The 13,150-nt window shown below is 47.1% G+C and carries 14 protein-coding genes; 2 read left to right on the forward strand and 12 right to left on the reverse strand.

Annotated features, from left to right (window positions below; translation table 11 throughout):
- Positions 1–489: 489 nt before the first annotated feature.
- The 12 genes from HMPREF0663_RS06955 to HMPREF0663_RS07010 all read right to left on the reverse strand — a co-directional run bounded on the left by HMPREF0663_RS06955 (position 490) and on the right by HMPREF0663_RS07010 (position 11,783).
- On the reverse strand, positions 490–1,557 hold the full coding sequence (locus tag HMPREF0663_RS06955) for an alpha/beta hydrolase (protein ID WP_004369645.1): 1,068 nt from the start codon (positions 1,555–1,557) through the stop codon (positions 490–492).
- 238 nt (positions 1,558–1,795) lie between these two features.
- Positions 1,796–2,215 carry a hypothetical protein gene (locus tag HMPREF0663_RS06960; protein WP_004369646.1) on the reverse strand — a complete coding sequence of 140 codons (420 nt, stop codon included), beginning with the start codon at positions 2,213–2,215 and terminating at the stop codon, positions 1,796–1,798.
- 27 nt (positions 2,216–2,242) lie between these two features.
- On the reverse strand, positions 2,243–2,950 hold the full coding sequence (locus tag HMPREF0663_RS06965) for a hypothetical protein (RefSeq protein ID WP_004369647.1): 708 nt from the start codon (positions 2,948–2,950) through the stop codon (positions 2,243–2,245).
- Between the two features lie 134 nt (positions 2,951–3,084).
- Complete coding sequence (locus HMPREF0663_RS06970) at positions 3,085–3,918, reverse strand: hypothetical protein (RefSeq protein WP_004369648.1); 834 nt, start codon at positions 3,916–3,918, stop codon at positions 3,085–3,087.
- 39 nt (positions 3,919–3,957) lie between these two features.
- On the reverse strand, positions 3,958–4,866 hold the full coding sequence (locus HMPREF0663_RS06975; protein WP_004369649.1) for a WYL domain-containing protein: 909 nt from the start codon (positions 4,864–4,866) through the stop codon (positions 3,958–3,960).
- 180 nt (positions 4,867–5,046) lie between these two features.
- Positions 5,047–6,027: an aldo/keto reductase gene (locus HMPREF0663_RS06980; protein WP_004369651.1), complete on the reverse strand. Its 981-nt coding sequence runs from the start codon at positions 6,025–6,027 to the stop codon at positions 5,047–5,049.
- Between the two features lie 172 nt (positions 6,028–6,199).
- Entirely contained in the window at positions 6,200–6,763 is a 564-nt protein-coding gene (locus HMPREF0663_RS06985; protein WP_004369653.1) for a cyclase family protein, read from the reverse strand.
- Between the two features lie 38 nt (positions 6,764–6,801).
- The gene (locus HMPREF0663_RS06990) at positions 6,802–8,100 is read right to left on the reverse strand and encodes an alpha/beta hydrolase-fold protein (protein ID WP_004369654.1); all 1,299 of its coding nucleotides are present in this window, start codon (positions 8,098–8,100) and stop codon (positions 6,802–6,804) included.
- A gap of 34 nt (positions 8,101–8,134) precedes the next feature.
- Positions 8,135–8,848, reverse strand: a complete 714-nt coding sequence (locus tag HMPREF0663_RS06995) for a hypothetical protein (RefSeq protein ID WP_016665295.1) — start codon at positions 8,846–8,848, stop codon at positions 8,135–8,137.
- A gap of 94 nt (positions 8,849–8,942) precedes the next feature.
- Positions 8,943–10,721, reverse strand: a complete 1,779-nt coding sequence (locus tag HMPREF0663_RS07000; protein WP_004369656.1) for a GmrSD restriction endonuclease domain-containing protein — start codon at positions 10,719–10,721, stop codon at positions 8,943–8,945.
- A gap of 45 nt (positions 10,722–10,766) precedes the next feature.
- Positions 10,767–11,096 carry a DMT family transporter gene (locus tag HMPREF0663_RS07005; RefSeq protein WP_016665294.1) on the reverse strand — a complete coding sequence of 110 codons (330 nt, stop codon included), beginning with the start codon at positions 11,094–11,096 and terminating at the stop codon, positions 10,767–10,769.
- A 66-nt stretch (positions 11,097–11,162) separates the two neighbouring features.
- Positions 11,163–11,783 (reverse strand): HU family DNA-binding protein, encoded by a 621-nt coding sequence (locus HMPREF0663_RS07010; RefSeq protein WP_004369658.1) that lies wholly within the window; start codon positions 11,781–11,783, stop codon positions 11,163–11,165.
- Positions 11,784–12,249: 466 nt separating this feature from the next.
- Between HMPREF0663_RS07010 and HMPREF0663_RS07015 the strand changes: the two genes are divergently transcribed.
- Both HMPREF0663_RS07015 and HMPREF0663_RS07020 read left to right on the forward strand, forming a co-directional pair.
- Entirely contained in the window at positions 12,250–12,609 is a 360-nt protein-coding gene (locus tag HMPREF0663_RS07015; protein ID WP_004369659.1) for an MmcQ/YjbR family DNA-binding protein, read from the forward strand.
- 74 nt (positions 12,610–12,683) lie between these two features.
- Complete coding sequence (locus HMPREF0663_RS07020) at positions 12,684–13,109, forward strand: nuclear transport factor 2 family protein (protein WP_016665293.1); 426 nt, start codon at positions 12,684–12,686, stop codon at positions 13,107–13,109.
- Positions 13,110–13,150 lie beyond the last annotated feature (41 nt).

A 13,150-nucleotide genomic window follows, 5' to 3' on the forward strand; every position in this document is an offset into this window, starting at 1 on the left:
GTATTATTTCGCACGAGGAGGCAGTATAGAAACTTCTTATATGCCTTTCCTTATTTAAATCCGGATTTAGAAGATGATATCGGTAGATGGGAGAGTATGTCTTCCCGACAACTGCGAAATGCAGGAATATACGTATAATCTATTCGTGTTATATCGTATATCCAATGGCGTTAGATAAACATCCTGTTTGCCCTATTTTATGGTTTAATGTCGTAACTTGCTGTAAATTTAGGGGAGAAGTCAGTATAAGTTCGATGAATTTAAACTGTTTGTTTAATTCGTTGTGAATACCTTAAGTGTATTGACAACTTTATTATTGGTTCCCTAAAAAAGATTTTTAGAGAACCATATTTACTTGTTGAAGTATCCAATCCAGAGTGTTTTTCTCGAATAATAAGACTGTCTGAAATCTTTTTCTCTTGTCTGTACGACAAAAAGACCTCCACTCTGCGAGTACAATGATAGTAATTTTTTTATTTTGTGGAAACGTTATTTCACGTCCAACCGGTTCTTATGCAGCCATTCGGCGAAGAGGTCAGCAAGCACGTTGTTGTTGAGGTCTTGCATCAGGAAATGCGTATTGCCTCGAATGCCTATCTTGGGAAGCTCCACGAGCGTTGCGTTTCCGCCGTGACGATTAATACATTCAACGAACTTACGCCCCATTTGCAGGCGCACGCGCCAGTTCTCATCACCGAGGTTCTTGCTCGGTGTCTCGGGTATGTAGTCGCCGAAATACATCACGATAGGTTTCTTCGTAAGCTGCATGAATTGCACCATAGGCACGGGAATGCCCTCGCATCCGCCCGTCAGTCCGTCTATCTTGGCAGGCACTTCGCCCTCGGGAAAAACGTATGCGCCGGGCTCATAGGCTGCTACTGCTTTTATGTGTTTGTTCTGCATGGCGGCAAACCAACCCGTAACGCCGCCTGCCGAGTGGGTAACGAGTATGTTGTCGCCAATCCGATCTGCCAGTGCGTTGATGGCGGGAATATCTTGCGTGTGGTCACTTAGGTCGGGCGTCATCTCGCGGAAGAACTGACTAAGATAAGCCGAGTCAGTCTTGAACTGCACACCTTTATTGTAATTGGGCCATATTCCGATGCGCCAGATGTCGAACCAGAACATCTCGTCGGCCACGGGTTTTACCTCTGTAGTAGCCGAAGTGCGTCCTGCTCTGCCACGGCCCGGCAAGTCCATCACGTAAGTGCTATAGCCGTGGCGGAGCATCAGCGTGGCGAAGCCCTCTCGCCCGTCGGGAGTCATCTCCCAGCAAACGCCCGAACCGCCGTAGCCATGAACGAACACTAACGGCAGATGCCTGTGTCCTACGGGTATCTGATAGTCTACAAACGCGTGGTTTACACGGCTACTCTGCCCTGTCTCTACTTGCGTTGCCCAGCCAACGAATTTGGAGTTGTCGTACTTTCCCCCGTGTTGCAGGGTAGTTCCGCCCACGGAGAAGTTTCCTTGGCGGATAATCGTGATAGGCTGCTGCGCCACGGCAGCCGTTGACAGTAGCAGGGCAGCCAGAGTTAATGCTTGTTTTGTTCTCATTGTTTGTTTGTTGATTAATGATGCTGCAAAATTACGAAATAATGATAAGGAAGGACTTACACAAAAGTCGGATATTCGTGTCCTTTTCTGAAAAGATTGTTTGTGGAATCAACAAAGAACACTGAAGCGGATTTTCCCGTTCACAAGGAAAGCATTCCTCATTATTTCACTTACAGTAGGTGTGAAGTTCAGCACAAATGAGTTTCTAAATACACAGCCCCAATTATCGCCAATACCATCACCGTGCTGCGACGACGATTCTTGAGATGTTATCCTCTCTTGCCCCCATTCCCCATTTTATCTGACAATCACGACTTGAGGATGTAATTGTACCTATAAGTTCTTGGATATACATCATCTCTTCCATGCCAATAGGTGCAGAGGCAGGATATTGAATAGACATAAGAATCAGCTCACTTGCCTGCTCTTTCCGGATGAGTTTGGGATATTGTTCCAAAAGAGTCTCGCCTATAATTTTGAATCGTTTGTCAGAACAATCATCGCTACTCGCTTCAATTACAGATATAGCTGATTCCCCCTTTTCCTCAAAGACTTGTATGTCGTTGCTGTCAAGACTAATCATCATGTTCTGTGAATGAAGAATTTCCTCTTTGAACTGCGCCCATGTCAGGGCCGTAAAATTGTTTTGTTTACTCATATTGATGTTGATGGATTAAAAAATAAATTATTCATAGAAATCGGCTTGTTCCCAATTGAGATTATCCCGATCGGGAGAGCCTGTATAATGAGTTTCTTCGCAACTTACTTCTATACAGAAATCGCGCACCCAAAGAAAGTCGAAGATGGAAAATTCGCACTCCTCGTAAAGCGCATGAAAGGCATAACAAAGGTTCATATCCTCTGTTTTATCCCTATCCAAGCCTTCATTCCAATTGCAGGTTTCGCCGAGATAGATAAGTTCATCTTCAGAGGGGGCCTCTTCGTCTTTCCACAAATGAAGCATGTTCACGCCATCTTCATAAAGTGGTATATAGTTATCGTATGAACCACTCAATACGCCCCACATCTTCTTGGCTCTCATATTTTGCACAGGATGAGTCTTTGGATATTTATAACTCATAAAAACCTTCCCAACAAACTCTACCTCACACAAGTCTGTATGTTGCATTGCCTGCCTTGTTGCCAATAATTGGCTTCGCATTTTCAATTGAGCCATAATAAGTGCTTGGTTGAAGTCGGATAGCAACTGTTTGTATTCAGGTGTAAGAACGAACAGTTGATTAAGAATGCTTTTGCGCACTTCGAGAAGATGTTGAACAACAATTTTGGTGTCTCGTACATGAGGGTCGCGAAAACAATTCGACACAACATTTAGTATCTCTAACTCTATCGCTTCTACGGCAGGAGTCTTGAATATTTCTTGCACAGTCATCTTTTCCTGTTCATTTAAGTATGAAACGATTTCCTTTTGTTTGATGCCAATAGGAGCTAAATCAGATGCAAAATAAAAGGGGAGGTGTACAAACTGTGATCATACTTCATCCATAAAATGATATAAACATGTTATTATTCTTGGTGGAAGGCTATTTCAGAAGCCAATCGGCCAGCCTCACGTGCACGTTTGGTCCATGTGCCTGACCGATTTACGCCTATCACGTTAGTATATTTCTTAGAGCGGTAAAGTCCGTCTCCATACTTTTCATATTCTCCATATGTGTAATCAGACATGGTTTGCTTACCAAGACATACAATGCACTTAGGTTTCACATACCCTCCAATGAACTGGCGCAGTATATGAATAAGATGACGCTGAACATCCCATTCCTCTTTGAAAACTGTATTGTTTGGAAAATCAGAATCCTTACGCAACTTTTCAAACAGCTCTCTCAGTTTTTTTTCATTTTCAGTACCAAAAGGATAAAGGTTGAGTGTCATTACTTTCTTCTCAATATTTTTTCCCCATGAAGGTTTTGAATTTACTTTATCTCCTAATTTTGGGGCAGTTTTAAACTTAGAGTTCTCTGGAGAGGCTTCGAAAAAACTATATAGGAGCTCTATGATATCTGCATAAAAACGACTCTTTCTGGGCTTTTTCCTCTCCCACCATTTACCTTTCTTATATGCTTCTCCATATTCTAAAAATCCAAATGGCCTCTCACCTTGATTTACAAGGTGACCACCCTTATAGTCCCATTCTCGATATTTTCCATGTTTAGGATTATGCCCAAGGATAAGGATATCGGGGGTAAGGTTAAGATAACCGTCAATGGTTACTCCTCCTTGAAACTCTTTGTATTTGTCTTGGCGTTCGACAAATAAATCGAAATAGGGACGATATTCCTTTTCGAGTTTGTAAAACGCGAGTCTGAGCTCCGATTCTGATTTTTCTTTTTCTGTCATAATTCATTGTTTTTAAAATTGATAAAATGTTCATGTGCTTTATGGATTATATTTATTCCACATTTTCTTTATTCTCCCGGCTATTTCCTTACGCAACCAGAGCGGCTCAAGCACTTCGATGTGTTCGCCGTTCCATAATATCTCTTGTTGGAAATCAAAGGTAGGACGAACCTTTAATGTGAAAACACTGTATTCTGCAGTACGTTCCACTTCCCGCTGCGACTCGTGCAAGGGCAAATCACGGATATAATTGGCTTGACTGGCAGAAACTTTGAGACGAACCTCTTGTATCTTGGTGTCTGTACCTGCAATAATGCCAAAGCATCCATCAAAGTATTCACGAGGATTAAAATCTTTCGGATATTGGAAAGTATGACTTGAAAATCGGATGTCCTGTATGCGATCAAAGCAAAACAGCATGTCCCTGTTTAACGACCACACACGTCCAACCATATACCAACGCTGCCTGTAGAGTTTCACACACAAGGGCATGATATAAAATTCCTTCGCATTTTCACGCCGATAACAAGAGTAGGTGATATGGATAAATCTGTTATCCTTCATTGCAGCAAGGATTGAATCCAAGTATTTCCGTCCGCTTGGCACTTCTTCCAACAAAATTCTGTCCTTGATAGATTTACGTTCGATGAGCAGGTTGCTAACAGATAAGGTGTCGAGTAACCAGTTCTCAATGCTCCCTCGCTCCATCTCATCCGCATTTGCAATATAATATCTGTATGGCGCAACCTTCTCGCACTCAATAACGAGCCCAAATGTGTCGAGAATATTCCACTTCCATTTATGAAAAGTACGTTTCTGCATTTCCTCGCCGCCACTCAAATCTGTATTCTCCTGCCACTTGCGATTGAGGTCTTCAAAAGAAATCTTTCGAGCCTTGTGGATGGTTTCAATTATCCAAACAAGTTTATTCGTTTGATTAAGTGCCATAGAATATTCTTTTATCTATTTAACGATTTGGCAGCAAAATTATTATCATGGTGTGCCATTTATGTTCACACCCTTTCCTTTCTTATGTTTTCGACACGCTATCCAGTGCTGTACGCCCTACTGTAAAGCAATGCGGCGCTCTTTTTCATGGCATTAAAGCCATCTTAAACTAATCCCCTCTCACCTGTCTATATTCTTTTGCGCCTCGGCCGAATAGCGGTTGCCTTGCAGTACTATACCATCGAGTGCCTTATTGATTTGTTTCATCTCCTCGTCAGTGTAGGTTACATCAGCCGCGGCGATGTTATCGGCTAAGTGTTTCAGACTTCGACTGCCCGGTATGGGCACGATGAACGGCCGCTGGGCGATGAGCCACGACAGGGCAACCTGTGCCGGAGTGATATGCTTGCGCCGGGCAATCGACTTCACCAAATCTACGATAATCATGTTGGCGTTGATATTCTCTTGTGAGAAGCGGGGCACGGTGGAACGGAAATCGTTCGCGCCGAACTTCACGTCCTTTGTGATAGCGCCCGTGAGGAAACCTTTACCCAGCGGACTGAACGGCACCAAGCCGATGCCCAATTCCTCTAATGTGCCAAGCAGTTCCTGCTCGGGTTCGCGCCAAAACATGGAGTATTCGCTCTGAATGGCGGTAAGCGGCAGCACGGCATGGGCACGGCGGATATTGGCTACGCCCGCTTCGGACATGCCCCAATGCAGCACCTTGCCCTCTTTCACCAGTAGTGCCACGGTTTCTGCCACCTCTTCGATGGGCGTGTTCTTGTCTACGCGATGCTGATAATACAGGTCGATGTGGTCGGTACGCAGTCGGCGCAACGAACCTTCCACGCTTTGGCGGATGGTGGCGGGACTGCTGTCGAGCGTCTGCTTGAAGTCTTTGAGCTGTATGCCAAACTTCGTGGCGATCTTCACCTCGTTGCGAATGGGTTCTAATGCCTCGCCCACCAGCTCCTCGTTGATGTATGGGCCGTAGCATTCGGCCGTGTCGAAGAAGTCAACGCCTAAGTCGTGCGCTTTGCGAATAAGCGCAATCATCTCGCCCTTGTCGCTTGCGGGACCGTAGCCGTGGCTCATGCCCATACAGCCCAGTCCGATGGCCGACACCTGAAGGTCGGCTCCTAATGTTCTTTTCTCCATATTCTTGTGTTATTTGTTTATTGCCATCGCTACTATTGAGAACAAGAGCGCGACCGTTTTAACTGATTTACGGATGCAAAGATAAGCAAAAATCACGATGTTAGCCTTACACAAAAATAGGTGATTCTTTCCCTTTTCAGAGAGAATCCCGATTCTTTTTGCAGCAAACAACCTAAACATCGGCCACGACACGGCAGGGAAGACCGGTCATATTGCTGAAGTTCATCGGATAGGTATGGGCATGGAAAGTGGCATACGGCTTGCCATTCAGTATCTTACCAAGGTTGCAAAGGTTCTCGATAATGAAGACACCATGGTCGGCGCACAGCTGGTCGGTAGGCGTGTGCTCCTTGCCGCAACGGACACCGGCGAAGTCAATACCAATAATCGATATTTTCTTTTCAATAAGCTGATGAATCACCTCCATGCTCAGTTGTGGATGCTCCTTGAAATAACCTGCCCCTCCATAACCTTCCTGCTCGATGAAGCCGCTGTGGAATGCGACAAACATACCCGGCTTTACCAACGAAAGATCTATGTCGTCGGGCATCGTCTCACCTTGTCCGTTATCTTTGATATCAAAGACGATACCCTCCAATTCGGTATATTCCAGCGGGAAGGTCTTGTTCATCACGTCAAAGTGCGTACCGAGATGACCGGTGAGCGCTTTCTTCAGATTTTCCTGTGCGTCTTTCGCCATTTTTGGCGTTACCAAGAGCGTAATATCAGTCTTCATCGCTTGTGAAATTTATAGTGATAGTTTTGATGCGCTGTTTACTTTCGCTTCTGGCTGAACAGCCATTCCTTCACGCCGTCGATGTCGTAGGTTATGAACCACGTGGCGCGGTGACTTCCTCCCGTGAGGTGCGTGTAATAAAGGTGGACGGCGGGACTTACCATTGCCTTTGCCTCGGCGGAGAGGTCGGCAGGCGCGGCTTTCATATTCCATGTAGCTTCGCTGACGGTTGCGCCGTTGCTGCGCCAATAGCTGACGGCCTTGCTTTGCAGTTTGGTCGAGCTGGCGTCGCCCTCGCATGAAATAATCCATAGGTTTTGCTCGGCAAGTGGCGCAAGAACGTCGGGATCCCATTTGCCCGCCACAAGCAGTGCACCGGCGAAGAGATGGGGCTCCTTCAGCATCAGCACCATCGACGACATGCAGCCCATCGACTGCCCCGTGACGTAGATGCGATGTGCGTCGACAGCATACTTCTGCATAAGTTCCTTCAGCAGTGCTACGGTAGCGTCAAGGTGGTGGCTGTAGTTCCAGTTGTCGTCCACGGTAACGTAAGGATATTCCGGAGCTACGACGATGCACGGATGCTCTGCCTGCCACTGCGGTTCGGCCCACGTCACGGCGCCGCGCCCTTGTATGAGCGGCGTCTTGACGGGCGAACTTGCCACGCCGGCATCGTGAATGAAGAGCACGAGCGGATAGTTCTTCTTCGAGTCATAGTCCTTGGGCAGGTAGAGGTTATAGGGCAGTGTCTGGCCGGTATAAGGACTTTTGAACGACTGCTGCTGAAAGTCGTCGGCCACGAGGTAACGGTTTACCGTACTGCTGAACGAGATGCCCGACGCTTCGTAGACTTTTCCGCCTGCTGTCCTAATGGGGGCTTTCTGCGTGACGACGAGGCTGTCTACGTACATGTCGTCGCCTCCCGTGCTCCATCCGGCTCGCAGCCCCGGTCCGCCCATCATCTTGTCGCGTTCCTTTTTCTTTTGCTCGTCAGCCGGAGTCTGCCTGCGCGGCTGTGCATTGAGGTCGGTAGCGGCCTGCAGTTCGATGATGACGAAGTGCCCGTCACGTCCCTTTGTGTCGGCTTCGCCTTTCGTGTTGGCATACACCCGCAGAATCTTTTTGCTAGCCACGTCAAAAGTTGTCGGCTTCAAGTTGTGGTTGCTTACGGGCGCATCGTAGTCAATCACGATAGTTTTCACCTTGGCTCCGTCGCCGAAGACTTGGCGGATAGCCGTAACGCTGTTCACATGCTGTGGAAGCGTGGAGTTGTTTTCGGCAAACGCGTGCGTGCCGAGGAGTCCTGCCAGAACCATAAACACAAATCTTCTCATCGTCTTTATTGTTTATTGATTGTCGTAATCGTTTCTAATCGTCGCACTCGCATCGAATATCTTTCAGCAACTTCTTGAAATGCTTTTCATATCCCTTTTGAGTGACATGCGGCAGCAGTCTGTTGGCATAGTTCCACCAACCGTATGTCAGCACATCTCTGTATGCCCATTCCTCTCTCTCGGGAGAGTTGTATCTGCTGTCGAAACTACGCTGCATTCCGTCGGGATCGGCATTGTGCTTTTTCTTCATCTCGATTAGCTTTGCCCACGCTTTCAGCAGCTGGTCGCCGCCGGCGATGAGGGCATCGCGGAAGTATCTGCAGTTCTTGTCCACCAATTTATAGCCGTGCAGTTCTTTGGGTGCCGTTCGTGCCTTGATAGTCACTCGCCTGAGTTCGCGCGTGCTGTTGATGTATTTTATCATTTTCTTTCTCACGTCTTGCCAGAAGCTGTCGTCCACGATGTCGAGCTGTCTGATAAACGCCAGCTTCTGCCTGCATTCCTTTTCGAGTGCATCCAAGAGTGCCGCCGGTTCTTCGTCGAAATCGACGGGGTAGGTATCTATACTACTTGCATCCCCGAAGTACATGTACTCGAAAGTGTTTTGCAACTGCTGCCTCGAATATTTGGTAGAGTCGAAGTTTGCTGTGCATTCGCATAACTCTGTCGCATATTCGAAGCGGGCATACTGCGCCTGCAGGTTGATATGGCAGAGCAATAATAACAATATGGTTAATTCTTTCTTCATCGTCTTTGTTCTTTTGTTAAACGGTAATCTCATAACGCTTTCCTCATCTTGTCTTCAAAAGACTCACTCCTGTACGCGCTTCGAGGCAGTGGGCTCATTCTGACAACTTATCATAGGCTTTACGTATCGTCTGCGCCATCAGCTTTCTGCGTTCGATAAGGAAATCCCTGTAAGCCAAGGTTTCAAAGTTTTCAGGCAGGGCATTCTGTTCACAAGCCGTTTTATAGCTTTCCTCTCCCAAGCGGCTACGATAAGAACCGACGTAGGTTGCTGGCGGATTGTCGGAAATATCGATATTGGTGGAATAATCCAAATACGTGTAGTTCGCTATCTGGTTCCTGTCGCGGTCGTCTTCAATGCCGATGGTGGCCAGATAGTGTTTGGGAAAGATATGATGAATGTCTATCGATGCTTTTGGGCCGCTTGCTCCGGTAATGAAATACTTGGAGGTGGGAGTGGTGCTGAACAGCATTGGATAATTCAGCACGTTTAGCGATGCCACATATCCATACCAGATAGGAGAGGTCACGGAAGAGGTTTCCAAATCATTAATAAGGTTGTACTTGAAATAGTCATCAGTGAAATTATTACTGATTTCGTTCTCAAGGAAGCTAACGAAATCGTTTGCCGTCGTTACTGAGCGGAGGTCAGCAAACTGACGTTCCACCGTCGATTCAGGAGAATCCGTATAATAGCCGCGGATTGTTGCCATAAACACCCATTTCCGCATGAGTTTGTTAAGCCGTACACTCTCCACCTTATACTCCAGCTTGCCTATGAGATAAAGCATGTAGGAGAAGATGATAGCATTGTCCGACGAAATCAGCGTGCTCTTTAAATATCCAGCATCGGCCACTATGTTCATAAAGGCATGCCACAGATTGAGATTCATAACGAGCGGAAGCGAATTGCGGAATGCATAAAGATTCTTTGTTTGCGTTTCTTCAGAAGATTTGCCCGTCTTCAGGTCCTTGCCGCGTAGAAGCATGTAAGCATATCTTAGGCGGGCACGCTTGAATGCCAAGCCGACCGTGGCACGAATGATATGGACAGGATCCACTTCTATGATATGATTGTATGAGGTCCTCTCCTTTGCGATGCGCGAGTCTCTGCAGAAGTCATTGATTTGTTTGTACAGTTCATTGTCATACACGGAAAGAAGCGTCTCTATAAAATTCTTTTCCGTCAGTTTCTGTCCGCCCGAATTCACTCTCACAAAGATGTCGGCAACATCTTCTTCGCTCGCCGCCGCTTTGATTTCCAAAGTTGGCAGCGTATAATCCGCGAGATTGAGCAAGTCGTTAATACTGTCTTCTATCCGTATTTCCTCATCATCCGTCAGTTCCGTCAGTCCATCCCGCAAACGCCGCTCATTGACTTGCTTTATATACGCTCTGCGCAATTTGGTTATCGTGTTGTTATCTTTGGCTGCAAACACGTCGCTAATGCTGCTTATCCATTCTTGCGAACGTTCGTAAGCCTGTGACCATACGGCAAACTCGTGCTTCAGCGGATGATAAGAAATCCTTATGTTACGTTCCCTATAGTTTACATCTTTAATCTTTACGCCTTTGATGGCAGCCAACAATGCCGTCAATCGTTGCTGCCCGTCTATTATCAAGTCTCTCGGCACAGAGAAAGCCTTGTCATTGCTGCCGATTTGCCTCTTATTCTCAAAATCCGCCGGCGATTCCCATAACATGACAAACCCGATGGGGAAGCCTTTCAGCATTGAATCAAGCAATTCGCGTACCTTATTGTCTTTCCACACAAACGGACGTTGTAAGTCAGGTAGCCCGATGCGTCCCATTTGCACATCAGTCAATAAGTCACCAATTCTTCTATTGATGGGGATAAACAATTCCTTAGCCATTATTTCTTGTATTTATCGTTAACTTCTTTCGGAAAAAAGCTCGTATCAATGTGCCGAAGCCTTAGAGAATGTGTTGAGAATGACCACTCCTGCGATGATGAGCGTGATACCGATACCAGCCGCCCAGTCGAACGGCTGCTTGAAGAACGCCACCGACACGACGTTGGTCAGCACCAGCCCCAGCGCGGCCCAGATGGCGTAAGCCACGCCTAAGTGAATGCTCTTCAAGGCGAGCGAAAGGAAATAAAAGCAGGCGATGTAGGCAATGATGGTGCCTGCCGTGGGTAGCAGACGGGAGAAGCCGTCGGAGAGTTTCATCAGCGTAGAGCCGCATACTTCAAGGATAATGGCAAGTGCTAAAAATAAATAGTGCATAGTTGTATTTGTTATTGTGATGTTATTGATACGTAGCTTTTCCTTATTGTTTAAGTGTAATTTCAACTAAGTTACCTGCGATGTTTCCTTTCCCCCTCTCACAAACATCTTGCGGTAGCGCGAACCTACGTTCTCCAGCTTGCCCTCGGCTTCGAGGCGGCGGGCGAGGCGGTAGGCAACGGGCCGCGAGAGATGCAGTTCGGCCTGCAGGTCGCCCACGAAGATATAGTCGGCCTCGGCGAAGAGGCGGGCCAGCGCGGCGTCGACGTCTTGCGGCGTGGGCGTGCGGTGCGGCTCATAGCGGTGGGTAACGTTCTCGAACCGCGTTCCGCTCAACGCTCTGAGCAGTTCTTTTTCGGGGCGGAAGTTCACCGTTCGCACGTATGGGTTGCGCAGGCGAAACTTGTGCGTGTTCGGATCTTCGTAAAGCTCGCCCTTGACGGAGAGCGAGAAGTAGCCCAGTCCGGGCAGATGCACGCGGTTGCCCAGCATGAGCTGCTCCACCAGTTCGTACCTGATTGCTTCGAGCGCGCCTACGAGGTCGCCCATCGTTAGTGATGTCGCCTTCACGATCCGGTCGCCCAAGAGCTTGATGCCCACGGTTTCGTACACGTCGAGCACGGCCCGCAGGTCTTTGTTGTGCGGGAGTTTCCCGCCCGTCTTTAATAGTTTGTAGGGTACTGCCATCTTCTTCTGTCTTTGTTTTACGTTGATATGTCGCCGCCTTTTAAATGTCGCCGGTCTTTACGTTGATGCACCATTACTATCCTTATAGGAATATGAGACGGTTTCCATCCGGTTCGTCTTCATCGATATACCTAAATGAATAAATTATTACCATGGTGATAAATCTGTCTCACCATGTAGATAAGAATATATCACCGTGGTGATAAATTCGTATCAACATGTAGAGAAAGTATTAATCTCGGTGCAAAGATAATAATAGTTACGGTATCTGCCAAGGAATTATCCGATAATATTTAATGTAATCAATAAGGTATTTCAGCTCCCGAACGGGCACAGGCCCGCAGATCGGCCTTTCTCTCTGTCCAAAATACGGCGAGAAACCGTAATATGTGTAATTCGTTCGGTATTTTTTATAACGTGGGCGGCGGAGAATGTTCGTATCTTTGCAACATTAAATATAAACAAAATGAATATCGAAGACGTAAGGACATTTACTTTGAGCCTCCACGAAGCGGTGACGGAGGAGCTTTTTGCCGGACATTGGATTTCGTTCCGCATCGGCGGAAAGTGGTTTCTGCTGATGCAACTCGACGCGCCCGAGCCGCGTGTGGCAGTGAAGATGCTGCCCGAGATGGCAGCGGAACTACGCGAGCGATATGATGGCGTGCGCCCCGCCTACCACATGAACAAGAGGCATTGGAGCGACCTCTACCTGAACCTACTCGACGAGGATTTCGTGCGGCAGTGTATCCGCGAGTCTTTCTGGCTTGTTGCAAGCAAGTTGCCCAAGGGTGTGAGAGAGCGGTTGGCAGGTTCGGAAAAATAATATGCAACAGTAATTCTACGGTTTTTATGAAAAAGATTGTATTCATTTTATTCATACTATTAAACGTAACAGTTATGAACGCACAACAGACAGAAGACCAACTGGCATTGAAGAGGCTCGTAGATACGTTTTCTAACCTTGCCGACGTGAAGGATGTTGACGCACAGGTACTGCTCTTTACCGAGGATGCCGAAGTGATAAGCAAGAGCGGCGGACAGGTGTTCACCTGCAAAGGGCGCAAAGAGATAGGCAAGGCTTTTGCGGGGTTTCTTGCCGGCTTCGACGTGGTTTATCACCTGAACGGGCAGCAAACCGTGGATATCGACGGCGACAAGGCCACGGGCATTTCTTATTGCTACGTAACGCTCATCGGCGGCGGCAAACGTAACCAAAGCGGCGTGCGCTATCACGACACTTATGTAAAGCAGAACGGGCGCTGGCTCATCCAGAAGCGCGAATCCGACTTTATGTTTACTGTTGTAGAGGACATTAAGAAATAACTTGGCAGCATTATATAAACATTGAGCGCAAGCCGTTGCAG

Source organism: Hoylesella oralis ATCC 33269 (assembly GCF_000185145.2).
Classification (GTDB): Bacteria; Bacteroidota; Bacteroidia; order Bacteroidales; family Bacteroidaceae; genus Prevotella; species Prevotella phocaeensis.